This is a genomic window from Agromyces larvae (assembly GCF_022811705.1).
Classification (GTDB): domain Bacteria; phylum Actinomycetota; class Actinomycetes; order Actinomycetales; family Microbacteriaceae; genus Agromyces; species Agromyces larvae.
Genome location: NZ_CP094528.1, coordinates 941,824 through 967,119, shown reverse-complemented (window position 1 = coordinate 967,119; position 25,296 = coordinate 941,824). Strand labels below are relative to the sequence as shown.

Sequence of the window (25,296 nt, the reverse complement as noted above, 5' to 3'; positions counted from 1 at the left end):
CGAGCCCCCGAGAGACGGATGACCCGAGCAGCCGACGAGCCCACCGACACGCCGATCGCGGAGCGCATCGAGGATGTCGATGTCTCCACCGAGATGCAGGGCTCCTTCCTCGAGTACGCGTACTCGGTGATCTACTCCCGTGCGCTGCCCGACGCGCGCGACGGCCTGAAGCCGGTGCAGCGTCGCATCCTGTTCAGCATGACCGAGATGGGCCTGCGGCCCGATCGAGCGCACGTGAAGAGCTCGCGTGTCGTGGGCGAGGTCATGGGCAAATACCATCCGCACGGCGACTCGGCGATCTACGACGCGCTCGTGCGCCTGGCGCAGCCGTTCACGCTGCGGGTTCCGCTCGTCGACGGGCACGGCAACTTCGGTTCGCTCGACGACGGTCCGGCGGCGTCGCGCTACACCGAGGCGCGGCTCGCGGCGCCCGCGGTGTCGATGTCCGAAGGCCTCGATGAAGACGTCGTCGACTTCGTCCCGAACTACGACGGCAAGCTCCAGCAGCCCGAGGTGATGCCGTCGGCATTCCCCAACCTGCTCGTCAACGGGGCGAGCGGCATCGCGGTCGGCATGGCGACGAACATGGCCCCGCACAACCTGCTCGAGGTCGTGCACGCCGCGCGCCACCTGATCGCGAACCCCGAGGCGACGCTTGACGAGCTGATGGAGTTCGTCCCCGGCCCCGACTTCCCCTCGGGCGGCACGATCGTCGGCCTCGACGGGGTGCGCGACGCGTACACCACCGGGCGCGGCTCGTTCAAGACGCGCGCGAAGGTCGCCGTCGAACAGCTCACGGCCCGCAAGACCGGCCTCGTCGTCACCGAGCTCCCCTACCTCGTCGGCCCCGAGAAGGTCATCGAGAAGATCAAAGACGGCGTCAACGCGAAGAAGATCACCGGCATCTCCGACGTCACCGACCTCACCGACCGCAAACACGGGCTGCGGCTCGTGATCGGCATCAAGACGGGGTTCAACCCGCAGGCGGTGCTCGAGCAGCTCTACCGGCTCACCCCCCTCGAAGACGGCTTCGCGATCAACAACGTCGCCCTGGTCGACGGGCAGCCGCAGACGCTCGGGCTGAAAGCACTGCTGCAGGTGTACATCGACCACCGCGTGCGGGTCGTCACACGTCGCAGCGAGTACCGGCTCGCCCGGCGGCGCGAACGCCTCCACCTCGTCGAGGGTCTGCTCATCGCGATCCTCGACATCGACGAGGTGATCCAGGTCATCCGCTCGAGCGATGACGCCGAGCGGGCACGGGTGCGCCTGCAAGAGGTGTTCGATCTCAGCCAGGTGCAGGCCGAGTACATCCTCGAACTGCGGCTGCGCCGGCTCACGAAGTTCTCGCGGATCGAGCTCGAAACCGAGCGCGACCAGTTGCTCGCCGACATCGCGCAGCTCGAAGAGCTGCTGGCGAGCACCGACCGCATCCGCGCGCTCGTCTCCGACGAGCTCGGCGAGGTCGCCGAGCAGTTCGGCACGCCACGGCGAACCCTGCTCACGATGGCCAAGTCGCTGCCGCCGTCGGCCCGGCGGGCCGCGGCGGCCGCGACCGCGGCATCACTCGAGCATGCGGATGTCCCGTGCCGGGTGCTGCTCGGTGCGACCGGCCGCATCGCCAGGATCGACCGGCCCGAGGGCGCCGACGAGCTGGTCGTGACGGTGCCGACGCGCCGTTCGAAGCACGACGCGGTGCGCTCGGTGCTCGACACCACGAGCCGCAGCGAGATCGGTGCGGTCACCAGTCGCGGCCGGCTCATCCGGTTCTCCCCGCTCGACCTGCCGCAGTTGCCGCCGAACGCACCGCAGCTCGGCGCCGGCGTGCGCGTCGGCGAGTATCTCGGGCTCGCCGACCGCTCCGAGCAGGTGCTCGCGATCGTCTCGCTCACGTCCGACCGGCCGATCGTGCTCGGCACTGCGCAGGGCGTCGTGAAGCGGGTCCAGCCGGGCGGCTATCCGAACCGGCCCGACTTCGAGGTGATCGCGCTGAAGCCCGGCGACTCGGTCGTCGGCGCGGCCCAGGGCGGCGACGACGACGAGCTCGTGTTCATCGCCAGCGACGCCCAGCTGCTGCACTTCCCCGCGTCGTCCGTACGACCGCAGGGGTGCTCGGCCGGCGGCATGGCGGGCATCAAGCTCGCCTCCGGCGCGCGCGTCGTCGCGTTCTCGGCGATCGCACGCGGCGAGCTCGAGCAGACGGTCGTGGTGACCATCGCGGCGACCAGCGACACCCTCCTCGGCGCCGACCCCGGCGCGGTGAAGGTGTCGGCGTTCGATGAGTTCCCCGGCAAGGGGCGGGCGACCGGCGGCGTCCGCGCCCAGCGGTTCCTGAAGGGCCAGGACGCCCTGTCGGTCGCCTGGGCCGGCCCTGGCCCGGCACACGCGCTCGGCGCCGACGGCGCCGTGCGTCAGCTCCCCGAGACGCTCGCGAAGCGGGACGCATCCGGGGCCCCGCTCGACGCGCCCGTCGCGGTCATCGGCCGGCGCATCGGCTGACGGCCGGCGCGCTCGCCGACACGATCGTCCGCGCAGGCGTCGGGGGTCGCGGCTCCCCCGCGCCCGCGCACCTGCTCAGGCGTCGATGCGATCCCGGCTCAGCCCGTTGGCGCTGTCGATGATGAACTCCTTGCGCGGCGCGACGTCGTTGCCCATCAGCAGTTCGAAGACACGGCCGGCCTGCTCGGCGTCCGCGACGCCCACGCGGCGGAGCATCCGGTGCTTCGGGTCCATCGTCGTGACGGCGAGCTGATCCGCGTCCATCTCGCCGAGACCCTTGTAGCGCTGCGGCTCGCCGAACTTGCGGCCGCGCCGGGTGAGGTCTTTCGTGACGGCCGCGAACTCCGCCTCGGAGTACGTGTAGATCGTCTCGTTCGGCTTCGTGCCGGGGTTCTGCACGATGATGCGGTGCAGCGGCGGCACGGCCGCGAAGACCCGGCCCTCTTCGATCATCGGCCGCATGTACCGGAAGAACAGGGTGAGCAGCAGCGTGCGGATGTGCGCGCCGTCGACGTCGGCGTCGCTCATGATGATGACCTTGCCGTACCGTGCCGCCGAGAGGTCGAAGGTGCGACCCGACCCGGCGCCGATCGTCTGGATGATGGCCGCGCACTCGGCGTTGCCGAGCATGTCGGCGATGGACGCCTTCTGCACGTTGAGGATCTTGCCCCGGATCGGCAGCAGCGCCTGGTGTTCGCTGTCGCGCGCGAGCTTTGCGGTGCCCAGCGCCGAGTCGCCCTCGACGATGAACAGTTCGCTGTGCGCGACATCCGTCGACCGGCAGTCGGCGAGCTTCGCCGGAAGCGACGACGACTCCAGCGCGTTCTTGCGACGCTGCGTCTCTTTGTGGGTGCGCGCGGAGATGCGCGCCTTCATCTCGGCGACGACCTTGTCGAGCACCAGCGCGGTCTGCGCCTTGTCGTCGCGCTTCGTCGAGGCGAACCGCTCGGCCAGCGACTTCTGCACCACCGAAGCCACGATCGACCGCACCGCCGGCGTGCCGAGCACCTCTTTGGTCTGGCCCTCGAACTGCGGCTCGGCGAGCCGCACGGTGAGCACCGCGGTGAGGCCGGCGAGCACGTCGTCCTTGTCGAGCTTGTCGTTGCCGACCTTGAGCCGGCGCGCGTTCTGCTCGACCTGCGCGCGGATGAACTTCAGCAGCCCCTGCTCGAACCCGGCGAGGTGGGTGCCGCCCTTCGGCGTGGCGATGATGTTGACGAAGGTACGGACCGCGGTGTCGTACCCGGTGCCCCAGCGCAGCGCGATGTCGACATGGCACTCGCGCTCGACGTCGGTCGGCACCATCGCACCGCCCGAGTTCAGCACGGGCACCGTCTCGGTGAACCGGCCGTCGCCGGTGAGCCGCCAGACGTCGGTCACCGCACCGTCCGTGGCGAGATGCTCGACGAACTCGCTGATGCCGCCGTCGAACTTGAACCGGTGCTCTTCGGGCTCGTCGCCGCGCCGGTCGAGGATGGTGAGGCCGAGGCCCGGCACGAGGAACGCGGTCTGGCGGGCCCGGCCGATGAGCTCCTCGAGCTGGAAGCCCGCGCCCTTGGTGAAGATCTGCGAGTCGGCCCAGTAGCGGATGCGGGTACCGGTGACGCCCTTGGCGACCTTGCCGACGACCCGGAGCTCGCTCGACTCCTCGAACGGCGTGAACGCCGAGGCGGGGCTCGGCCCGTCGGCGCCGTCGGCGAACAGCCCGGGCTCGCCCCGGTGGAACGACATGGCCCAGGTCTTGCCGCCCCGATCGACCTCGACGTCGAGGCGCTCTGACAGCGCGTTCACGACCGACGCGCCGACGCCGTGCAGGCCGCCCGAGGCGGAGTACGACCCCGACCCGAACTTGCCGCCCGCGTGCAGCTTGGTGAACACGACCTCGACGCCGCTCAGCCCGGTCTTCGGCTCGATGTCGACCGGGATGCCGCGTGCCCGGTCGCGCACCTCGACGCTGCCGTCGCGGTGCAGCACGACCTCGATGTCGTCGCCGTGCCCCGCGAGCGCTTCGTCGACGGAGTTGTCGATGATCTCCCAGACGCAGTGCATGAGACCGCGCGAGTCGGTCGAGCCGATGTACATGCCCGGGCGTTTGCGCACGGCCTCGAGGCCTTCGAGCACGGAGAGGTGGCGGGCGGAATAGTCGGAGCTCACGACGGTCAAGGATACTGACGCCCGGCGACACCACGCGTCAGGCGCTACGCGCTCAGCGAAATGCCAGCCCATGTGGAGGGCATGCCGCTCTTCGCGTGCTTACATTGAGGAACGGAAATGCGAGCGTGACCGACTGGAGGAGGAGCCATGACGCAGTACACCGAGACCACTGCGACCGAAGCCGAGGCCCCCTACGAGCTCACCGCGCTCGACCGGTGCGACGCCTGCGGTGCGCAGGCGTACATCCGCGTGGTCGTCTCGAACGGCGAGCTGCTGTTCTGCGCGCACCACGGCCGCAAGCACCAGGAGAAGCTGTCGCAGATCGCGCACAGCTGGCACGACGAGTCGAGCCGGCTGATGGTCGACACCCGCGACTGATCAGGTCTTCGGCGAACGCCCCGCTTCGGCGGGGCGTTCGTCGTCTCCGGACACGGATGCCGCGGAGCGCGCCCGCCCGGTCGCGGTGCGGCCCGCCTGCCGCTCACTCGGGGAGCGTGACCTTCGCGGCCTCGAGCAGCAGCCGACGGGCTTCGTCCGCGTAGCGGTCGACCACGGCGGCCTGCTCCCCCGGCGCGTACTCGGCGCCGGCACGCGAGGCGACCTCGGTGAGGATCGCGTCGGCGAACGCCGGATTCTTCGCGAGCACCGGCCCGTGCAGGTGCGTGCCGAGCACCCAGCCCATGACCACGCCCTCCTGGCCCGAGCCGCGCCCGTTGCCGGCGCCGGCGAGCAGCCGCCCGAGCGGCGACGCCTCGGCCTGCACCGCGTCGCGCGCGTGGTTCTCGAACCCGACGAGATGCCCGAATCGCGGCGATCGCAGCACGATCTCGCCGGTGACGCGGCCCTCGGCACGGGGCACGGCGCGGCCGGGCAGGACGCCGAGGCCCTCGACCACGCGGCCGTCGGCGGTCTCGACGCCCCAGCTGAGCAGCTCCCAGCCGGTGCCGACGGCGAGGATCGGGACGCCCTCGGTGCCCCACCGGCGCAGTTCGTCGTGCATGGTGAGCAGTCGCTCGCGTGCAGGCTCGAGCGACGAGTCGTTGCCCGAGCCGACCACGACGGCGTCGACCCGGTCGGGCAGCTCGTCGACGCGCTCCACCCGCGCGACGCGGGCCTCGTGCCCCGCCCAGCGCAGACGCTGGGCGAGCACGGCCGCGTTCTCGGCATCGCCGTTGGTGTTCAGCAGCGACGGCACCAGCGCCGCGATGGTGAAGGTCATCAGGCCTCCGTGAGTCCGAGGTGGGCGCGGGTCCGACGCATCGAGTCCGCGGTGAAGACGATGGTCTTGACGCCGTGCTCGGGAGCGGGTGCCGCCAGGAAGTCGTCGATCGCCCGGGCCAGGTCGGGCTCGACGCGGTCGATCTCGACGCCGTCGTAGGCGAGCATGAGCGCGGCTTCGTACGCCTTGGACCCGCTGACGATCGCGACACGGCGCAGGCTCGAGGCATCCGTCGGCCAGAAATAGGAGGGATCGCGCACATCGGAGCCGACCGCGAAGAGGATCTGCTCGCAACCCGGCTCGATGCCGTCGACGTTGAGCTGATAGCTCGCCGGGTTCTGCACCAGCACGAACTCGACCTCCTGGCCGCGGACGGTGGTGCGCTCGCCACGGCCGAAGACCGCTGGGATCTCGCTCAGTGCGCGCGCCGCGATGCCGCGGTCGAAGCGCGCGCCGAGCGCCGCGCGCGCGGTCGCGTACGCGGTCGCCGCGTCGACGGCGTAGTGGATGCCTCGCGCGGGCAACGAGATCTCGACGGATGCCTCGCCGTCGGCGAGCACCGCACGGCGCCCGTCGACCGACTCGACGACGACCCCCGCGTCGGGTGGGAGCCGATCGGGCGCGGTCTCGGTGTAGCCGAGGCCGCGCGGCGCCGAGGCGAGCACCTCGTCGGAGACGCCGTACCGGTGCACCGCGACCGTCCCGCCCAGCTCCGATGCCAGCCGCTGGAGCGCCGCGTCGTCGGCGTTCACCACGACCGCCTCATGCGCTCGCTCGGCGATGCGGCGCAGCATCCCGACCACCATGTCGGAGTCGTGGAAGCGATCGATCTGGTCGACCATCACGTTCGTGAGCGCCACGATGCGTGCGTCGACGCCCTGCATGACGAGCGCGCCGTGACCCTCGTCCATCTCGAGCACCGCGAGGTCGCCGGGCACCCGGCCGAGCCAGTCGGCGCGTTCGAGCAGCGCCGAGGTGAGCCCTTGCGAGATGTTCGCGGTCGACGGATTGGTGAACACGTCCACGCCGTGGGCGCGCAGGATCGCCACCAGCATCTTCGTCGTGGTCGACTTGCCGCTCGACCCGGAGACGACGATCAGCCCCTGCGGGAACCCCGACAGGGTGCGCCTCAGATAGCCCGGGGCGATGCGGTTGACGACCAGGCCCGGAACCGCCGAACCGCCGCCCGGCTTGCGCAGCCGGGCGGCGAATCTGGTGAGTCTGCCGGCGAGGATCGCCGGCCCATAACGCAGGGAGCCCGCGCGCACCGACGGCCTACTCGAGGTAGTCGCGGAGCGACTGCGAGCGCGACGGGTGACGGAGCTTCGCCATCGTCTTCGACTCGATCTGACGGATGCGCTCGCGGGTGACCCCGAACGTGTCGCCGATCTGGTCGAGCGTCTTCGGCATGCCGTCGCCGAGGCCGAAGCGCATGCGGATCACGCCCGCCTCGCGCTCGGAGAGCGAGTCGAGCAGGCTCTCGAGCTGCTTCTGCAGCATCGTGAAGCCGACCGCGTCGGCCGGCACGACCGCCTCGGTGTCCTCGATCAGGTCGCCGAACTCGCTGTCGCCGTCCTCGCCGAGCGGGGTGTGCAGCGAGATCGGCTCGCGGCCGTACTTCTGCACCTCGATGACCTTCTCGGGGGTCATGTCGAGCTCCTTCGAGAGCTCTTCCGGCGTGGGCTCGCGGCCCAGGTCCTGCAGCATCTGCCGCTGCACGCGGGCGAGCTTGTTGATGACCTCGACCATGTGCACCGGGATGCGGATGGTGCGGGCCTGGTCGGCCATCGCGCGGGTGATCGCCTGGCGGATCCACCACGTCGCGTAGGTCGAGAACTTGAAGCCCTTCGTGTAGTCGAACTTCTCGACCGCACGGATCAGGCCCAGGTTGCCCTCTTGAATCAGATCGAGGAACTGCATGCCGCGACCCGTGTAGCGCTTGGCCAGCGACACCACGAGACGCAGGTTCGCGCCGAGCAGGTGGCTCTTCGCGCGCTGCCCGTCCTTCGCGACCCACTGCAGCTCACGGCCGAGCTGGGTGCGCTTCTCGGCGTCGCTCATGTGCGACAGCTTCTCCTCGGCGAACAGGCCCGCCTCGATGCGCATCGCGAGCTCGACCTCTTCGGCCGCGTTCAGCAGCGCGACCTTGCCGATCTGCTTCAGGTAGTCCTTCACGGGGTCGGCGGTCGCACCCGTGATCTGCGCCGAGTAGACCGGCACCTCGTCTTCGTCGTCGCCGGCGCGCAGCACCAGCGCCCCCGTCGGGTGCGGCTCGGTCACCACCGGGATCGCCCCGGTCGAGTCGTCGACGTCGTCGGCGTCGTCCGCCGCGTCGGCTGCGGTCTCGGTCGCCTCGACCGTCTCGGCGTCACCGGTCTCGACCAGCTCCTCGCCGTCCTCGATCTCGGTGTCTTCGAACTCGTCGTCGCCGCTCTTCGCGGCCTTCGCCGCGGCGCTCGTCTTCGCGGCGCCCTTCGCCGTCGACGTGCGCGCCGTCTTGGTCGCCGTCTTGGCGGCCGGCTTGGCCGCTGTCTTCGTCGCGCCCGTGGTCGCCGCCGTCTTCGCGGTCGGCTTCGCCGCGGCCTTCGCGGACGTCTTGGTTGCCGCGGCCGCCTTCGCGGGCGCGGCGGCCTTCGTCGCCTCGTCGCCCTTGGCGGTCGTCGTTGCGGCCTTCGCCATACTCTGCACCTCTCCTCGCCGTCACTCCGGCGTACCCGTCGCCGACGGCTCGTGCTCCTCGCGCGACGCAGTCGCGCCGCCCGCTCGCACCGCGATCGGGTCGCGGTGTTTTCGGACACTATGAGGACCCATGTCAAGTCCGCCGTGATCGCGCGACGATGATCGCGCCGGTCGAACCTGAACGGGTCCTGCCCCCATTATACCGCCGCATGCCTCTGCGCCCCGAATCGGCGGGCCTTCGACGTGTCGTCGACCGCCTCGCCGGGCGCTCATCTCCACCTGATGGCAACGCGGACGGGCGGTGCGGCATTCCCGCAGCCGGGCCGCGCCGCCGGGCGACGGCGCGCTCAGCCTCCGAGCGGCGACTCGTCGTCGCGCCCGCGACGGCGGGCGAGGAACTTCTCGAGCTCGGCGGCGATCGAATCGGCCGAGGGCACCTCGCCGTCTTCATCGGTGAGCGGCGAACGCAGCGTCGTGCCCTCCATGTAGGCGTCGTGCCGCTCCTCGAGCGTGCCGACGAGCTTGGAGAGCTCGGGGTTCTCGGCGACCTGCTCATCGATGCGGGCGAGGAACTCGCGAGACTGCTCGCGCAGCGCGTCGGTCGGGAAGATGAGCCCGGTCGCGGCCGACACCGCGTCGAGCGCGGCGAGGGCGGTGCCCGGATGCTCCGCATCGGTCAGGTAGTGCGGAACGAGCAGCACGAAGCCGACCGTCGGGTGCTCGAGCTCCTGCAGCCGGTACTCGACCAGGTGCAGCGCGTTCGCCGGCACCTGCGTCGTCGGCCGCCACACCGACATCGCCTCGGTGAGCTCGGCTCGGTTGCCGCTCACCGTGAGCCCGATCGGCCGCGTGTGCGGCACCGGCATCGGGATGGAGTTGAGCCACGTGGTCGACGAGACGCCGAGCTCTTCGATCAGGCCGAGCACCGCGGTCGAGAAGCGCTCCCACTGGAAGTCGGGTTCGAACCCGGTGAGCAGCAGGAACGGCCGGCCCAGCTCGTCGCGGGCGAGGTCGAGGCTGAGGCGCGCCGGACGGTAGTCGGTGAGGTGGTCGCCGTCGAACAGGATGATCGGCCGACGCGCACGGTAGTCGAGCAGCTCGTCGGCGTCGAACGCAGCCACCACCGTGCTCTCGAGCGTCGAGAGCAGGTAGTCGGTGGTCTGCTGCACGGCCGAGCCGGCGTCGGCGAACCCCGTCAACCCGGCGACGAGCGGGATGCCGGCGGGCACCGAGACATCCGCATTCAGCTCGTACAGGCTCCGAGGGTCGCGCATGATTCCAGCGTAGTTGCGTCGGGTGACCACCCGGCCGGATGTCCCGCTCCCCCCGTGTGCCGACAGCGAACACGTACCATCGAGGCATGTCCGTGCCGGAACTGCTGAGCCAGAGGGCTCCCGTGGCCGACGCCCGAGCCGACGTCGTCCTGCTTCTCGCGGTCGCCGGAGACGACGGGCCCGCAGTGCTCGTCGACGGCGGCTTCGACTGGGTGCCCGAGGCGCTGCGCGCGCTGCGCGCGAACGGTGCGGCAGACGAACTGGTCCGTCTGCCCGGGCGCGACGGCGGGCCGGTGGTCGCGGTCGCCGGTGCCGGCCCGACCGCGACCGCCGACTCGGTGCGGCTCGCCGCGGGTGCCGCGCTGCGCCGACTCGCCGACATCGACGAGGTCGCCGTCGGCATCTCGACCGACGACCCCGCGGTCGCCGCGGCGGCGCTCGAGGGCGCGGCGCTCGGCGCGTATCGCTACAACGCCTACCGCTCCGAGCCGACGCGCACCGTCGCCCGCATCACGCTGCACACGCCGTTCGGCGCCGACGAAGTCGGCCTCGCCCGGGTTCGCGCCGTCGCCGGTGCGGTCGCCCGCACCAAAGACCTGGTGAACGCGTCGCCGTCCGATCTCTCGCCCGAGGTCTTCGCCGCGATCGCGGCGGACCAGGCGGCGGCCGCGGGCGTCGACGCGCGGATCCTCGACGAGGCCGCCCTCGCCGAGGGCGGCTACGGCGGCATCCTCGGCGTCGGCCAGGGGTCGGTGCGCGGTCCCCGGCTCGTGCGGCTCGAGTACGCGCCCGCAGGGGCGCAGTTCCGGCTCGCCCTGGTCGGCAAGGGCATCACGTTCGACTCCGGCGGGCTGTCGCTGAAGCCGGCCGCGTCGATGGTGGGCATGAAGACCGACATGGCGGGCGCCGCGGCCGTGCTCGGCGCCGTCATCGCGCTCGCCGAGATCGGCGCTGCGATCGCGGTCACCGGTTGGCTCTGCCTCGCCGAGAACATGCCCTCGGGCGACGCGATCCGCCCGAACGACGTGCTGCGCATGAAGAACGGCACCACGGTCGAAGTGGTGAACACCGATGCCGAAGGGCGGCTGGTCCTGGCCGACGGGCTGGTCGCAGCCGCCGACGAGCAGGCCGATGCGATCGTCGACGTGGCCACGCTCACGGGCGCCCAGCAGGTCGCCCTGGGCGGGCGCATCTCGGGGCTGATGGGCGACGACGCGCTCGTCGCGCGCGTGCGGGCGGCTGCGGACGAGGTCGACGAGGCGGTCTGGCCGATGCCGCTCCCGGCCGACCTGAAGCGGCTGCTGAAGTCGGATGTCGCGGACCTGACGAACTCCAAGCTCGGTCAGGGCGTACCGGGGATGCTCCTGGCCGGCGTCTTCCTGCAGGAGTTCGTCGGCCGGCGCGACGGCGACGGCGAGCGCATCCCGTGGGCGCATCTCGACATCGCCGGCCCGGCGAACAACACCGGCCCGGCGTGGGGGTTCACCGACGCGGGGCCGACCGCCGTCGCCGTGCGCACGCTCATCCGGCTGGGCGAGTCGCTCGCGTCCGAGTAGTACAGTTCTATGGGCGAGAACGTCGCCTGAGCAGCCTGCGCCGGGCACGACCCCGCGCAGCCGTGTCGCACACCACCTGCGCAAGGGAGATACCGGCTTGTCCGAGCACAACTTTGACCTGGTCGTCCTCGGCGGCGGCAGCGGCGGGTACGCCGCCGCACTGCGCGCCGCAGAACTCGGGTCGACCGTCGCCCTCATCGAGAAGGACAAGCTCGGCGGCACCTGCCTGCACCGCGGCTGCATCCCCACCAAGGCGCTGCTGCACGCCGCCGAGGTGGCCGACAGCGCTCGCGAATCGGCGAAGTTCGGCATCCGCGCCACGCTCGACGGCGTCGACATGACGCAGGTCGGCGGCTACCGCGACTCGATCATCACCAGCAAGTGGAAGGGCCTGCAGGGTCTCGTGAAGGCCCGCGGCATCACCGTCGTCGAGGGCGAAGGGCGTCTCGTCGGCGCCAAGACGGTGCAGGTCGGCGACGACCGCTACACCGGGGCGAACGTCGTGCTCGCCACCGGTTCGTACTCGCGCTCGCTGCCCGGCCTCGAGATCGGCGGCCGCGTCATCACGAGCGATCAGGCCCTCCAGCTGGACTTCGTGCCCGGCAAGGTCGCCGTGCTCGGCGGCGGCGTGATCGGCGTCGAGTTCGCGAGCGTCTGGAAGTCGTTCGGCGCCGACGTCACGATCATCGAGGCGCTCCCCCACCTCGTGCCGAACGAGGAGGAGTCGATCTCGAAGCAGCTCGAGCGGGCGTTCCGCAAGCGCGGCATCGACTACAAGCTCGGCGTCCGGTTCCAGAGCGTCGCCCAGCACGAGAACGGCGTGGTCGTCACCCTCGAGAACGGCGAGACCGTCGAAGCCGAACTGCTGCTCGTGGCCGTCGGCCGCGGCCCGGCGACCCAGGGCCTCGGCTACGAAGAGGCGGGCGTCACGGTCGACCGCGGGTTCGTCATCACCGACGAGCGTCTCCGCACCAGCGTCCCCGGCGTCTACGCCGTCGGCGACATCGTTCCCGGCCTGCAGCTGGCGCACCGCGGGTTCCAGCAGGGCATCTTCGTCGCCGAGGAGATCGCGGGCCTGACCCCGATCGTCGTCGAGGACGTGAACATCCCCAAGGTCACGTACTGCGAGCCCGAGGTCGCCTCGGTCGGCTACACCGAGGCGAAGGCGGCCGAGAAGTTCGGCGCCGACCGGGTGTCGGCGTACGAGTACAACCTCGCCGGCAACGGCAAGAGCCACATCCTCGAGACCAGCGGCTCGATCAAGGTCGTGCGCGTCAACGACGGCCCCGTCGTCGGCGTGCACATGATCGGCGCCCGCGTCGGCGAACTCATCGGCGAAGCCCAGCTCGCCGTGAACTGGGAGGCCTACCCCGAGGACGTCGCCCCGTTCATCCACGCCCACCCGACGCAGAACGAGGCGCTGGGCGAAGCCTTCCTGAAGCTCGCGGGCAAGCCGCTCCACGCGCTCTGACCCGAACCCACCCCAGACGACTGCAATATGCTGGACAATGCGTCCCACGCTGTGAAGGAGACAAGCGCATGAGCGAATCCGTCAGCCTCCCGGCACTCGGTGAGAGTGTCACTGAGGGCACGGTCACCCGATGGCTGAAGAACGTCGGCGACCGTGTCGAGGTCGACGAGCCGCTGCTCGAGGTCTCGACCGACAAGGTCGACACCGAGATCCCCTCCCCCGTCGCCGGGGTGATCGAGGCGATCCTCGTCCAGGAGGACGAGACCGTCGAGGTCGGCACGCCGCTGGTGACGATCGGCGATGGGTCGGGCGCTGCCGCAGCGGCACCTGCCGAGCCCGCCGCGGAGGCCCCGGCCGCCGCCGAGGCTCCCGCTGCCGCTCCCGAGCCTGCTGCTCCGGCCGCACCCGAGGCGCCGGCGGCCCCCGTCGCCGCACCCGAGCCCGCAGCCCCGGCCGCCGCGCCTGCCGCGCAGGCGCCCGCTGCTCCGGCTGAGGCACCGGCCGCCCCCGCAGCTCCGGCCGCACCCGCTCAGGCCCCTGCGGCGCCCGCCGCGCCAGCTCAGGCACCGGTCGCACCGGCGGCGCCCGCTCAGGCACCGGTCGCACCTGCCGCGCCCGCGGCGCCTGCCGCGCCCGCTCAGGCACCGGTCGCACCCGCTGCTCCCGCTCAGGCACCGGTCGCACCCGCTGCTCCCGCTCAGGCGCCTGCCGCCCCGGCTGCGCCCGCTGCGGCACCGTCGCAGGGCGGTGCGCACAGCGGCACGGCCGGCTACGTCACCCCGATCGTGCGCAAGCTCGCGAACGAGCAGGGCGTCGACCTCGCCAGCGTCACCGGCACCGGCGTCGGCGGTCGCATCCGCAAGCAGGACGTGCTCAGCGCCCAGACCGCCCCGGCCGCGGCCGTGGCGCCCCGGGTGCAGCTCGAGACCTCGCCGCTGCGGGGCACGACCCAGCCGATGACGCGCCTGCGCAAGGTCGTCGCCGAGCGCGCGGTCGTGTCGATGCAGTCGACGGCTCAGCTCACCTCGGTCGTCGAGGTCGACGTCACCCGCGTCGCCCGCCTGCGCGACCGCGTGAAGGGCGAGTTCCTCGAGAAGACGGGCACCAAGCTCAGCTTCCTGCCGTTCTTCGGTCTCGCCGCGGTCGAGGCGCTGCGCGCCTACCCGATCATCAACTCGACGGTCGACGGCGACTCCATCGTCTACCCCGAGAGCGAGAACCTGTCGATCGCGGTCGACACCGAGCGCGGTCTGCTCACTCCGGTGGTGCGCGACGCCGGCGAGCTCGACATCGCCGGTCTCGCGGGCCAGATCGCCGACCTCGCCGAGCGCACCCGCAACAACCAGCTGAAGCCCGACGAGCTCTCGGGCGGCACGTTCACGCTGACCAACACGGGTTCGCGCGGCGCGCTGTTCGACACGCCGGTGGTCTTCCTCCCGCAGACGGCGATCCTCGGCACGGGTGTGGTCGTCAAGCGCCCCGTCGTGATCTCGGAGGACGGCTCCGACGCGATCGCGATCCGCTCGATGGTCTACCTCGCGCTCTCGTACGACCACCGCATCATCGACGGCGCCGACGCGGCCCGGTTCCTCACGGCCGTGAAGGCGCGCCTCGAGGAGGGCGACTTCGAGGCCGATCTCGGCATCTAGTCGAAGATCTCCCGCAGACGCCACCCGGCCTCGGTGCTCATCGCGAGCACCGAGGCCGGTTCGCGTTCGTCGCTGCGGGGCACCTGCACCAGCCAGGCCGCCCCCATCGAGCCGATGACGGCGACGTGATCGAGGTCGAACACGTCGATCGCGATCGTTCCCCCGTCACGGGCCGACAGCACCGCGTCGCGGTCGGCCGCCGCGAGCGCGGATCCGGGCTGCGCCACCGCCTCGACGCACGCCGTATCGAGGTCGGCCAGGCACCCGGCGCGCACCCGGAGCAGTTCGGCGACCGCGGCGGCGGGATCGTCTCCCTGCACCACCAGAGACGAGTCCGCCGCCGCACCTCCTGCACGCTCACCGGTCGTCTCGGGCCCCGCTGCGGCCTCGTCGGCACCGGCCGAGCCGCCCGGAGCACCGGCGGTCGCCGGAGCCCCGGTGTCCGAGCCGGCCCCGCTCGAACCGCCGCTCGGCGACACGACGGTCAGCGCGAGCACGAGCGTCGCCCCGCCGATGAGCGCAGCGACCGTGAGCGGGGCTCGTCGCCGTCGGATCCCGCGGCGGATCCGCTCGCCCAGTCGAGCGGAGCGATCCGCGCCGGCCGGCTCGGCCCGCGGGCCGTCCGTGCGCGGAATCGCCAACAGGTCGGCCGTGATCCGGACGAGACCGCTCCGCGCCGCCCGCACCCGGCGGCGATCGCTCGCGACCGCGTCCGACGTGTCGGGCTCGCGAGCTGCGATCGGCGAGGCTCCCGCGGCGGAGAGCACGGGCCGCAGCAGCGCCGCCGACGGCGGCGGCGCGACCGACCGGCGGACGACGTGCCCGTCCCACCGGCCGGCCACCGGCGACGGCGTCGCCGCCTCGAAGAGGGCGCGCTCGTACGACTCGGAATCGGCGACGAACGGGCGCGCGGCGAGCTGGGCCTCCACCAGCTGCCGGACCCGCTCGATGGGCGCCGATGGACGGCTCGCCCGGGCGACCTCGGCGATCAGGCCCCCGAAGGCCGCGTGCGACTCGCGTACCCGTGCGACGCGAGTCGCGGCATCCACCCCTTCGCCCGCGAGCCGCACCATCGCACCGGTGCCGATGAGCCGCGGCCGACCCGCGCCGTCGAAGACGAGGTCGGCCGGGCTCAGCCGGGTGGGTGCGAGTCCGCGCCGCTCGAGGCGGCCCAGCTCGGCCGCGATCGGTGCGAGCACGGTCACCGCCTCGCCCGCGCTCAGGGTGCGCTCCTGCAGCACCGCGGCGAGGCTCGGCCCGGCCAGCCGTTCGACGATGAGACAGACCTGTCCGTCGGCGAGCGTCGCGACATCCGTCAGCCGTGGAATCGCCGAACGCGGATCGCCCGTCATGGCCTCCACATCGAGTGCGAGCCGTTCGGCGTCGGCCGTGGCGGGGTACACGCGCAGGACGACGAGCCTGGCCGGATCGTCGGACGCCCCGTCGCGAACACCGTCGTCGGCCCCGGAACCCGCGTCCCCGCCCACGACCGCGGCCGCGAGGTACAGCGCCGCGCGATCCCCCGTCGCCACCCGCCGGACCACTCGGTACCCCGCGATCACCTGCTCGCCGTCGGATCGATCGTGCCACTCGCCCATCACCCCGTCAGGATGCCCCGTACCCACCCGAGCGCGGAGCATCCGGTGCCCGTCCGGCGACGTTCGCCGAGCCGTCCGGATCTGGGGAGGACTGCTCGTAGACTCGACCCCATGCTCGACTACGTCGACACGGGGCTAAGCGCCAACTCCGTGCCGTATCTCGAGGGACTCACCCTCCAGCGCGCCGTCCATCGCGCGGTCGTCGCGGGCGAACGCCCCGACACCGTCATCCTCCTCCAGCACGAGTCGGTGTACACCGCCGGCAAACGCACCGCCCCGGACGAGCGACCGACCGACGGCACCCCCGTCGTCGACGTCGACCGAGGCGGCAAGATCACCTGGCACGGGCCGGGGCAGCTCGTCGGCTACCCCATCGTGCGCCTGCCCGAACCGATCGACGTGGTCGGCTACGTCCGGCTGCTCGAGGGCGTGCTGATCGACGTGCTCGCCGAGTTCGGCGTCGAAGGGCACCGTGTCGAGGGCCGCTCGGGCGTCTGGACGGGCGAGCGCCGCGACGCGAAGATCGCCGCCATCGGCATCCGCGTCGAGGGCGGCGTCACGATGCACGGTTTCGCCCTGAACTGCTCGAACGACCTCGCACCGTACAACCGCATCGTCGCCTGCGGCATCCGCGATGCGGGCGTCACGACGATCTCGCGGGTGCTCGGCCGGGAAGTGACCCCGGCCGATGTCGCCGGCCCGGTCCGTGCGCGGTTGGACTCCGCGCTCGGAGACCTGGTCGCGCAGCGTGCGGAGGTCGCCGCATGAGCGCACCCGATGGACGGCGGATGCTCCGCCTCGAGGTCCGCAACGCGCAGACCCCGATCGAACGCAAACCCGAGTGGATCAAGACGCGCGCCAGGATGGGGCCCGAGTTCCGCGAGCTGCACGCGCTGGTGAAGAGCGAGGAGCTCCACACGGTGTGCCAGGAGGCCGGCTGCCCGAACATCTACGAGTGCTGGGAGGACCGCGAGGCGACGTTCCTGATCGGCGGTTCGCAGTGCACGCGGCGGTGCGACTTCTGCCAGATCGACACCGGCAAGCCGGCCGAGTACGACGTCGACGAGCCGCGCCGAGTGGCCGAATCGGTGGTGCGCATGCGGCTGCGGTACTCGACGGTGACCGGTGTCGCGCGCGACGACCTGCCCGACGAGGGCGCGTGGCTGTACGCCGAGACGATCCGGGAGATCCACCGGCAGTCCCCCGGCACCGGGGTGGAGATCCTGGTGCCCGACTTCTCGGGCCGGCCCGAGCACCTCGCTCAGGTGTTCGACGCGCGTCCCGAGGTCTTCGCGCACAACGTGGAGACGGTGCCGCGCATCTTCAAGCGGATCCGTCCGGCGTTCCGCTACGACCGGTCCCTCGGCGTGCTGACCGCCGGGCGGGACGCCGGTCTGATCACGAAGTCGAACCTCATCCTCGGCATGGGCGAGGAGCGGCACGAGATCTCGCAGGCCCTTCGCGACCTGCACGACGCCGGCACGGACATCATCACGATCACGCAGTACCTGCGTCCGAGCCCGCGGCACCTGCCGGTCGCACGCTGGGTTCGGCCCGAGGAGTTCGTCGAGCTGAAGGCCGAGGCCGAGCAGATCGGATTCCTCGGCGTGCTCGCCGGGCCGCTGGTCAGATCGTCGTACCGGGCCGGACGGCTCTGGGCGCAGTCGATGCGCGCGAAGGGCCGTGAACTGCCCGCCGGACTCGCACACCTCGCCGAGGATTCGCGCGGGTTCGCGCAGGCGGTCGGATGACCCGGGCCGGGGCCGTCCGCGGCGCGCACCGCGGTCCGCGACGGTCCCGGCCGCCGGTATCCTAGACGGCATGGCACGCACCAAGGACTCCGCGTCCGCCCCCAAGGAGCCCGGCCGCCTGAAGCAGATGTGGCAGGTCTTCCAGATGACCCGCCGCTACGACACGACGGCGCCCTGGCTCATGCTGCTCGGCTTCCTCGCACCGGTCGCGGTCGCGCTCGCCCTCGCACTGTGGCTGAGCAGCGGCAACGGCCTCACCATCACCCTCTGGGTGGTCGCCGGTGTGCTGGCGGGCCTGCTCATCGCGATGATCATCCTCGGGCGCCGTGCCGAGCGTGCGGCGTACTCGCAGATCGACGGTCAGCCCGGCGCGGTCGGGGCGGTGTTGCGCGGCGGGCTCCGCGGCGGCTGGATGGGCAACGAGATGCCGGTCGCCGTCAACGGCAAGACGCAGGACGCGGTCTACCGCGCGGTCGGCCGTGGTGGCGTCGTGCTGATCAGCGAGGGCCCCGCGTCGCGCACCCGTCGCATGCTCGAGGACGAGCAGCGCAAGGTCGCCCGCGTGCTGCCGAACGTGCCGATCACGCTGCTCTCGGTGGGCCACGACGAGGGCGATGTCGCACTGCACCGTCTCGCCGCGACGCTGCGCAAGACCAAGCGCACGCTGACCAAGCCCGAGGTCCTCGCCGTGTCCAATCGGCTGAACTCGCTGCAGTCGTCGCTGCCGATCCCCAAGGGCATCGACCCGATGAAGGCCCGCCCGCAGCGCGGTCGCATGCGCTGATCGGCGCGGGCAGCCTCCGAACACGTGAGCACGGGGCATCCCATCGGATGTCCCGTTCTCGTGTGCTCGTCAGCGCCGGATGAGCACCGTGCCGGCGACCTTGTCGTGGAAGCCGCGCTGGTCGGAATCCCAGACGAGCGCCGGCAGCACGACGACCAGCAGCAGGGTGCGCACGACGGGCCGCCACGGGCCGATCCAGCCGCCCGCCAGCGGCACGAGCTGGAGCCCGAACAGCCGGTGACCGACGCTGCCGCCGATCGTCGGGATGAACAGCACCTGCATCAGCGCGAAGATCGCCAACGTCGCGATGGTCTGCGCGGTCGAGGTGTACGGGCCGAAGAAGAGCGCGATCAGGTTCGCGATCAGCCAGTCGACGAGAATCGCGCCGAGCCGGCGGCCGACGCGGCCCACCGAACCCCGCCCCGTGTTCGGAAGCCCGAGCCGCTCACCCGGCCAACGACTGGGTTCGAGATCGCCGAAGGTGGTCGGTGGGGAGTCTGGCACCCGATGATTCTACGTTCCGGTGCGGCGTAACACGGTCGAAACAATCGCGTCACGGTCGGGAAACCGCCCCTCAGTACGGTCGGTAGCGGCCGAGCAAAGCGCCCGTCGCCACAACCCGTCGCCCTGGAGAGTGTCGTCACATGTTCAGTGATTCGTCTGAAGTCCTCAAGTTCATCAAGGAGACGGAGGTCAAGTTCCTCGACATCCGTTTCACCGACCTCCCGGGCGTGCAGCAGCACTTCAACATCCCGGCGTCGACCGTTGACGAGGACTTCTTCACCGTCGGCCAGCTCTTCGACGGCTCGTCGATCCGCGGGTTCGCGTCGATCCACGAGTCCGACATGCAGCTGATCCCCGACGTGACGACGGCGTACGTCGACCCGTTCCGGGCCGAGCGCACGCTGGTCATGATCTTCGACATCTACAACCCGCGCAACGGCGAGATCTACGCGAAGGACCCGCGTCAGGTCGCCAAGAAGGCCGAGAAGTACCTCGCCTCGACCGGCATCGCCGACACCGCCTACTTCGCCCCCGAGGCCGAGTTCTACATCTTCGACGACGTGCGCTACGAGGTGAAGCAGAACGGCGCGTTCCACTTCATCGACTCCGAGGAGGCGGCGTGGAACTCGGGCCGCAAGGAGGAGGGCGGCAACCTCGCCAACAAGACCCCGTACAAGGGCGGCTACTTCCCGGTCTCCCCGACCGACAAGCAGGCCGACCTGCGCGATGACATCTCGCTGAAGCTCATCGATGCGGGCCTCATCCTCGAGCGCGCGCACCACGAGGTGGGCACCGCCGGCCAGGCCGAGATCAACTACCGCTTCGACACCATGGTGCACGCGGCCGACGACATCCTGAAGTTCAAGTACATCGTCAAGAACACGGCCGACCAGTGGGGCAAGACCGCCACGTTCATGCCGAAGCCGCTGTTCGGCGACAACGGCTCGGGCATGCACACCCACCAGTCGCTCTGGAACGAGGGCCAGCCCCTGTTCTACGACGAGGCCGGCTACGGCGGCCTCAGCGACATCGCCCGCTGGTACATCGGCGGCCTGCTCAAGCACGCTCCCGCGGTGCTGGCGTTCACGAACCCGACCGTGAACTCGTACCACCGCCTCGTGCCGGGCTTCGAGGCGCCCGTCAACCTGGTGTACTCGGCCGGCAACCGTTCGGCGGCCATCCGCATCCCGATCACGGGCACCAACCCGAAGGCCAAGCGCATCGAGTTCCGCGCACCGGATGCCTCGGGCAACCCGTACCTCGCGTTCGCCGCCCAGCTCATGGCCGGCCTCGACGGCATCAAGAACCGCATCGAGCCGCACGAGCCGGTCGACAAGGACCTCTACGAGCTGCCCGCCGAGGAGGCGAAGTCGATCCCGCAGGTGCCGGGCACGCTCGACGCCGTGCTCGAGGCGCTCGAGGCCGACCACGACTTCCTCCTCGAAGGCGGCGTGTTCACCAAGGAGCTCATCGAGACCTGGATCGACTACAAGCGTGAGAAGGAGCTGAAGCCGCTGGCCCAGCGTCCGCACCCCTTCGAGTTCGAGCTGTACTACGGCGTCTGACCCGGCTGCCCCCTGCAGTCCCCCGCGGGGCCGCATCGCTTCGGCGGTGCGGCCCCGCTCCCGTTCCCGGCGGGCGAACACGCGTTCCTGCCCCGCGATGCCCGTGGCCGCCGGCGGAACGCAGGGTCAGCCGCGCGCCGGCCGCGGCGTGGTGCCGTAGAACTCCCGCTCGAACACCGCCCGCGCGCGCCGGGTGACGCCGAGGTAGTCGTGTTCGAGCTGCGACGCGGATCCGGGCGGGTAGCCCATGATGCGGGCGACGCCCTCGAGCTGCACCCGGTCGACCGGCAGCACGTCGGTCGTGCGGTCGAGCCAGAGGGTCAACGCGGATCTCGCGCGCGAGGCGAACACCCACGCCTCGCGGAGTGCGCGCGCGTCGGCTGCGGTGACGAGCCCGGCCTCGAGCGCCCGGTCGAGTGCGTCGAGCGTCGACGTCGTGCGCAGCTCGGGGACCCGCGACGCGTGCTGGAGCTGCAGCAGCTGCACGAACCACTCGACGTCGCTCAGCGACCCGCGGCCGAGTTTCAGATGCCGCGCCGGGTCGGCCGCCTGCGGCAGTCGCTCGTTCTCGACTCGGGCCTTGATGCGTTTCACCTCGCGGATGTCGCGTTCGGAGATCGCGACGGGGTAGCGGATCTCGTCGGCGAGCTCGGTGAACTCGGCGATGAGGGCGTGATCACCGGCGACCCCGCGTGCCCGGAGGAGCGCCTGCGCCTCCCAGGTCAGCGACCACCGCGCATAGTAGGCGCGGTACGCCTCGAGCGACCGCGCGACCACCCCGTTCTTGCCCTCGGGGCGGAGGTCGGCGTCGAGTTCGAACGGGAGTCTCGCATCCGTGCTGAGCCGACCGAGTTCGGCGACGATGCGCAACGCCTCGCGTGCGGCGGCATCGCCGTCGACCTCCACCGCGCGGTAGACGTAGATGATGTCGGCGTCCGAGCTGATGCCGAGCTCCCGCCCGCCGAACCGGCCCATGCCGATGACCGCGAACTCGAGCCCGCCGATGCCGTCGCGCCGGATCGCCTCGACGAGCCCCGCGATGTGGTTCTCGGTCACGTCGCTCAGCCCGCGCCCGAGCTCCTCCACCGTGCAGACGTCGAGGATCGCCGACAGGGCGAGCCGCAGCACCTCCCGGCGGCGGACGGCGCGCAGCACCTTCGCCGCGGCATCCGCATCGGCGTGGCGGGTGAGCACCGCGCGCGTCTCGTCGCGCAGCGCCGCGAGCGGTCGGGGACGCAGCTCGTCGAGGTCTTCGAGCCAGGCGACCGCCTCGGGGGCGCGCTCCAGCAGTTCGCCCGCGAATCTGGAGCCCGAGAGCACTCGGGTCAGTCGCATCGCCGCATCCGACGAATCGCGCAGCAGCCGAAGGTACCAGTGCGTTGTGCCGAGTGCGTCGCTCAGGCGACGGAACGCGAGCAGCCCGTAGTCGGGGTCGGCGCCGTCGGCGAACCATGAGATGAGCACGGGCAGCAGGTGCCGTTGTATCGTCGCGCGTCGCGAAACCCCCGCGGTGAGCGCGGCGAGGTGCGCCAGGGCGCCGCGCGGGTCGCGGAACCCGATCGCGGCGAGTCTGGCCTCGGCTTGCTCGCTCGTGAGTTCGAGGCCGCCGGCCGGCAGTGCGGCGACCGCGGACAGCAGCGGCCGGTAGAACAGGCGTTCGTGCAGCCCGCGGACGCGCTGCTTGGTCGCCTGCCAGCGTTCGATCAACTCTTCGGCGGTGCGCGCGAGCCCGCTGGCGCGCGCGATCGAGCGCGTCTCCGCGTCATCCGTCGGCATCAGGTGCGTCCGGCGCAGCCGGGCGAGCTGAAGCCGATGCTCGAGCACCCGGAGCAGCCGGTAGTCGAGCGCGAACTCGGCCGCCTCCTCGCGACCCACGTACCCGGCGTCCGCGAGAGCGCCGAGCGCGGGCAGCGTGCCGGCCTGTCGGATGGCGGGGTCGGTCGCGCCGTGCACGAGCTGCAGCAGCTGCACGGTGAACTCGATGTCGCGCAGCCCGCCGGGCCCGAGCTTGACCTGCCGCTCGACCTCGGCGGGCGGGATGTGCTCGGTGACGCGTTCGCGCATGCGCTGCACCGACTCGACGAACCCGTCGCGCGACGAGCTCGACCAGACCTTCGGGGCGACGCCGGCGCAGTACGCCTCGCCGAGCGCGCGGTCGCCGGCGAGCGGACGCGCCTTCAGCAGCGCCTGGAACTCCCAGCTCTTGGCCCACCGGTCGTAGTACTGGAGGTGAGAGTCGAGCGTGCGCACGAGCGCGCCGTCCTTGCCCTCGGGCCGCAGGTTGGGGTCGACTTCCCAGAGCGGCGGCTCGATGCCGGGCTCGGCGATCGCGCGCATCGCGACGATGGCCAGGCGGGTGGCGATCTCGATGGCGCGCGCCGAGGAGACGACCTCGTCGTCGCGGGATTCGCCGACGAAGATGACGTCGACGTCGCTCACGTAGTTGAGTTCGCGCGCACCGGCCTTGCCCATGCCGATCACGGCGAGCCGGGTGGCCTCCACGTGGGCGGCGGGGAACCTGCCGGGTGCGGCCGGCTCGGATGCTCCGCCCGCGATCGAATGGCGGGCGACGGCGATCGCCGCGTCGAGCGCCGCGCCGGCGAGATCGGCCAGCCCGGCGGCGACCGTGTCCACGGCGTCGATCGAGTTCGCCCGGGTGAGGTCCCACACCGCGATGCCCGCGAGCAGCCGCCGGTACCGCACGCGCAGCGCGCGGGCCGCGCGCTCGTCGGTCGCGTCGGGCGCCGCGAATACGGCGTCGACGGCTTCGCCGAGCACGGCGGATGCCTCGGCCTGCGTGAGCGGCCGGGCCGGCGCCCGGCGCAGCAGGTCGAGTTCGGACGGGTTGCGCTGGAAGAAGTCGGCGAAGCCCCGGGATGCTCCGATGAGCGCCGCAGTGCGTGCGGCGGACTCGGGCTCGGCGAGCAGCGCGGCCACTCGGTCGCCGGCCCGATCGTGCAGTCGACGCACTGCGTGCAGCGCCTCGTCGGGATCGGCGGCGTGTCCGAACGCGTCGAGCAGCGCCGCCACGGGCACATCGACCTCGGCGGCCAGACCCGAGATCTCGTCGGCGGCGCGGTCGAGTTCCGAGAACCCGGCACGCACGAGCGCACCGAGCATCGGGAGCTGACGAGTCATCCGGCCGCGGTCAGAGGATCTCGAGATTGCGCGAGAGCTCGAACGGGGTGACCTGCGAGCGGTAGTCGCGCCATTCGGCGCGCTTGTTCGCGAGCACGTAGCTGAACACCTGCTCGCCGAGCGTGTCGGCGACCAGGTCGGATTCCTCCACGTACTCGATCGCGTGGTCGAGGCTCGCGGGCAGCGGGTTGTACCCGAGTGCACGGCGCTCGCTGTCGCTCAGCGTCCAGACGTTGTCTTCCGCTTCGGGAGGCAGCTCGTAGCCCTCTTCGATGCCCTTCAGGCCGGCCGCGAGCAGCAGCGAGAACGCGAGGTAGGGGTTCGCGGCCGAGTCGATCGCCCGGTACTCGACGCGGTGGCTCTGCCCCTTGCTCGGCTTGTACAAGGGCACGCGAACCAGCGCGGAGCGATTGTTGTGGCCCCAGCACACGAAGCTCGGCGCCTCTCCCCCGCCCCAGAGCCGCTTGTACGAGTTCACGAACTGGTTCGTCACCGCCGAGATCTCGCACGCGTGCTTCAGGAGACCGGCGATGAACTGCCGGCCGATCTTCGAGAGCTGGTACTGCGCGCCCGCCTCGTAGAACGCGTTCTGGTCGCCCTCGAACAGCGACAGGTGCGTGTGCATGCCGCTGCCCGGGTGCTCGGAGAACGGCTTCGGCATGAACGTGGCGTACACGCCCTGCTCGATCGCCACCTCTTTCACGACGGTGCGGAACGTCATGATGTTGTCGGCCATCGCGAGCGCATCGGCGTAGCGGAGGTCGATCTCGTTCTGACCGGGGCCGGCCTCGTGGTGGCTGAACTCGACCGAGATGCCGAGGTCTTCGAGCATCCGCACGCTGCGACGACGGAAGTCGTGCGCCGTGCCGCCGGGCACGTTGTCGAAGTACCCGGCCGAGTCGACCGGGATCGGGCCCTCGGCGCCGTACTTCGAGGACTTCAGCAGGTAGAACTCGATCTCGGGGTGCGTGTAGAAGGTGAAACCGCGATCGGCCGCCCGCGCGAGCGTGCGCTTCAGCACATTGCGCGGATCCGCGACGGCCGGCTCGCCGTCGGGGGTGGTGATGTCGCAGAACATGCGCGCCGTGGGGTCGATCTCACCGCGCCACGGCAGGATCTGGAACGTCGACGGGTCGGGGAACGCGAGCAGATCGGACTCGAACGTGCGGCTCAGCCCCTCGATCGCCGAGCCGTCGAAGCCGATGCCCTCGGCGAACGCCCCCTCGACCTCGGCCGGAGCGATCGCGACCGATTTCAGCGTGCCCACCACGTCGGTGAACCAGAGCCTCACGAACTTGACGCCTCGCTCCTCGATGGTCCGGAGCACGAAGTCCCGCTGCTTGTCCATCCACACCCTTCCTCGCTCCTCACAGCGTAGTGGCTCGCACCAGCGCTCGGCGGGTGATGCGGCGGCCCGTGACGCGGGCTGTTCCCGGCCGGACGGCCCTCGCCGCT

At 71.3% G+C, this 25,296-nt stretch carries 18 protein-coding genes; 9 read left to right on the top strand and 9 right to left on the bottom strand.

Annotation, left to right across the window (positions count from 1 at the left end; genetic code table 11):
* The first annotated feature begins 18 nt into the window (after window positions 1-18).
* Window positions 19-2,499, top strand: a complete 2,481-nt coding sequence (locus MTO99_RS04455) for a DNA gyrase/topoisomerase IV subunit A (RefSeq protein WP_243557325.1) — start codon at window positions 19-21, stop codon at window positions 2,497-2,499.
* Window positions 2,500-2,574: 75 nt separating this feature from the next.
* Here MTO99_RS04455 and MTO99_RS04450 read toward each other — a convergent pair whose 3' ends face one another.
* Window positions 2,575-4,653 (bottom strand): DNA gyrase/topoisomerase IV subunit B, encoded by a 2,079-nt coding sequence (locus MTO99_RS04450; RefSeq protein WP_243557323.1) that lies wholly within the window; start codon window positions 4,651-4,653, stop codon window positions 2,575-2,577.
* 147 nt (window positions 4,654-4,800) lie between these two features.
* Between MTO99_RS04450 and MTO99_RS04445 the strand changes: the two genes are divergently transcribed.
* Complete coding sequence (locus MTO99_RS04445) at window positions 4,801-5,031, top strand: DUF7455 domain-containing protein (protein WP_243557321.1); 231 nt, start codon at window positions 4,801-4,803, stop codon at window positions 5,029-5,031.
* Between the two features lie 103 nt (window positions 5,032-5,134).
* Here the strand turns inward: MTO99_RS04445 and MTO99_RS04440 are convergent, their stop codons facing one another.
* From MTO99_RS04440 to MTO99_RS04425, 4 genes are all read right to left on the bottom strand, one after another.
* The gene (locus MTO99_RS04440) at window positions 5,135-5,872 is read right to left on the bottom strand and encodes a type 1 glutamine amidotransferase (RefSeq protein WP_243557316.1); all 738 of its coding nucleotides are present in this window, start codon (window positions 5,870-5,872) and stop codon (window positions 5,135-5,137) included.
* On the bottom strand, window positions 5,872-7,140 hold the full coding sequence (locus MTO99_RS04435) for a Mur ligase family protein (protein WP_243557314.1): 1,269 nt from the start codon (window positions 7,138-7,140) through the stop codon (window positions 5,872-5,874). Before MTO99_RS04435 ends, MTO99_RS04440 begins: the two co-directional genes overlap by 1 nt.
* Before the next feature lie 7 nt (window positions 7,141-7,147).
* Window positions 7,148-8,551 carry an RNA polymerase sigma factor gene (locus MTO99_RS04430; RefSeq protein ID WP_243557311.1) on the bottom strand — a complete coding sequence of 468 codons (1,404 nt, stop codon included), beginning with the start codon at window positions 8,549-8,551 and terminating at the stop codon, window positions 7,148-7,150.
* Between the two features lie 347 nt (window positions 8,552-8,898).
* Complete coding sequence (locus tag MTO99_RS04425; protein ID WP_243557309.1) at window positions 8,899-9,825, bottom strand: proteasome assembly chaperone family protein; 927 nt, start codon at window positions 9,823-9,825, stop codon at window positions 8,899-8,901.
* Between the two features lie 86 nt (window positions 9,826-9,911).
* Between MTO99_RS04425 and MTO99_RS04420 the strand changes: the two genes are divergently transcribed.
* From MTO99_RS04420 to sucB, 3 genes are all read left to right on the top strand, one after another.
* Window positions 9,912-11,381 (top strand): leucyl aminopeptidase, encoded by a 1,470-nt coding sequence (locus MTO99_RS04420; protein WP_243557308.1) that lies wholly within the window; start codon window positions 9,912-9,914, stop codon window positions 11,379-11,381.
* 97 nt (window positions 11,382-11,478) lie between these two features.
* A complete protein-coding gene (gene lpdA, locus MTO99_RS04415; protein WP_243557307.1) occupies window positions 11,479-12,852 on the top strand; it encodes a dihydrolipoyl dehydrogenase in 1,374 nt (457 codons plus the stop codon).
* 68 nt (window positions 12,853-12,920) lie between these two features.
* The gene (sucB, locus tag MTO99_RS04410) at window positions 12,921-14,501 is read left to right on the top strand and encodes a 2-oxoglutarate dehydrogenase, E2 component, dihydrolipoamide succinyltransferase (RefSeq protein WP_243557306.1); all 1,581 of its coding nucleotides are present in this window, start codon (window positions 12,921-12,923) and stop codon (window positions 14,499-14,501) included.
* Here sucB and MTO99_RS04405 read toward each other — a convergent pair.
* Window positions 14,498-16,099 (bottom strand): hypothetical protein, encoded by a 1,602-nt coding sequence (locus tag MTO99_RS04405; RefSeq protein ID WP_243557305.1) that lies wholly within the window; start codon window positions 16,097-16,099, stop codon window positions 14,498-14,500. The genes sucB and MTO99_RS04405 overlap by 4 nt on opposite strands.
* A 111-nt stretch (window positions 16,100-16,210) precedes the next feature.
* Between MTO99_RS04405 and lipB the strand changes: the two genes are divergently transcribed.
* The 3 genes from lipB to MTO99_RS04390 all read left to right on the top strand — a co-directional run bounded on the left by lipB (window position 16,211) and on the right by MTO99_RS04390 (window position 18,634).
* Window positions 16,211-16,867, top strand: coding sequence for a lipoyl(octanoyl) transferase LipB (lipB, locus tag MTO99_RS04400; protein WP_243557304.1), 657 nt, complete (start codon window positions 16,211-16,213; stop codon window positions 16,865-16,867).
* Window positions 16,864-17,850: a lipoyl synthase gene (lipA, locus tag MTO99_RS04395; RefSeq protein WP_243557303.1), complete on the top strand. Its 987-nt coding sequence runs from the start codon at window positions 16,864-16,866 to the stop codon at window positions 17,848-17,850. The genes lipB and lipA overlap by 4 nt, the downstream gene beginning before the upstream one ends.
* 70 nt (window positions 17,851-17,920) lie before the next feature.
* On the top strand, window positions 17,921-18,634 hold the full coding sequence (locus MTO99_RS04390) for a DUF4191 domain-containing protein (protein WP_243557301.1): 714 nt from the start codon (window positions 17,921-17,923) through the stop codon (window positions 18,632-18,634).
* Between the two features lie 69 nt (window positions 18,635-18,703).
* On the opposite strand, the gene MTO99_RS04385 is transcribed toward MTO99_RS04390, so the two are convergent.
* On the bottom strand, window positions 18,704-19,138 hold the full coding sequence (locus MTO99_RS04385) for an RDD family protein (RefSeq protein ID WP_243557299.1): 435 nt from the start codon (window positions 19,136-19,138) through the stop codon (window positions 18,704-18,706).
* A 140-nt stretch (window positions 19,139-19,278) separates the two neighbouring features.
* On the opposite strand from MTO99_RS04385, the gene glnA reads away from it, so the two are divergent.
* A complete protein-coding gene (gene glnA, locus MTO99_RS04380; RefSeq protein WP_243557296.1) occupies window positions 19,279-20,703 on the top strand; it encodes a type I glutamate--ammonia ligase in 1,425 nt (474 codons plus the stop codon).
* Between the two features lie 126 nt (window positions 20,704-20,829).
* On the opposite strand, the gene MTO99_RS04375 is transcribed toward glnA, so the two are convergent.
* Both MTO99_RS04375 and MTO99_RS04370 read right to left on the bottom strand, forming a co-directional pair.
* The gene (locus MTO99_RS04375; protein ID WP_243557294.1) at window positions 20,830-23,841 is read right to left on the bottom strand and encodes a bifunctional [glutamine synthetase] adenylyltransferase/[glutamine synthetase]-adenylyl-L-tyrosine phosphorylase; all 3,012 of its coding nucleotides are present in this window, start codon (window positions 23,839-23,841) and stop codon (window positions 20,830-20,832) included.
* 10 nt (window positions 23,842-23,851) lie between these two features.
* Window positions 23,852-25,189 (bottom strand): glutamine synthetase family protein, encoded by a 1,338-nt coding sequence (locus tag MTO99_RS04370; RefSeq protein WP_243557292.1) that lies wholly within the window; start codon window positions 25,187-25,189, stop codon window positions 23,852-23,854.
* Window positions 25,190-25,296: the final 107 nt, after the last annotated feature.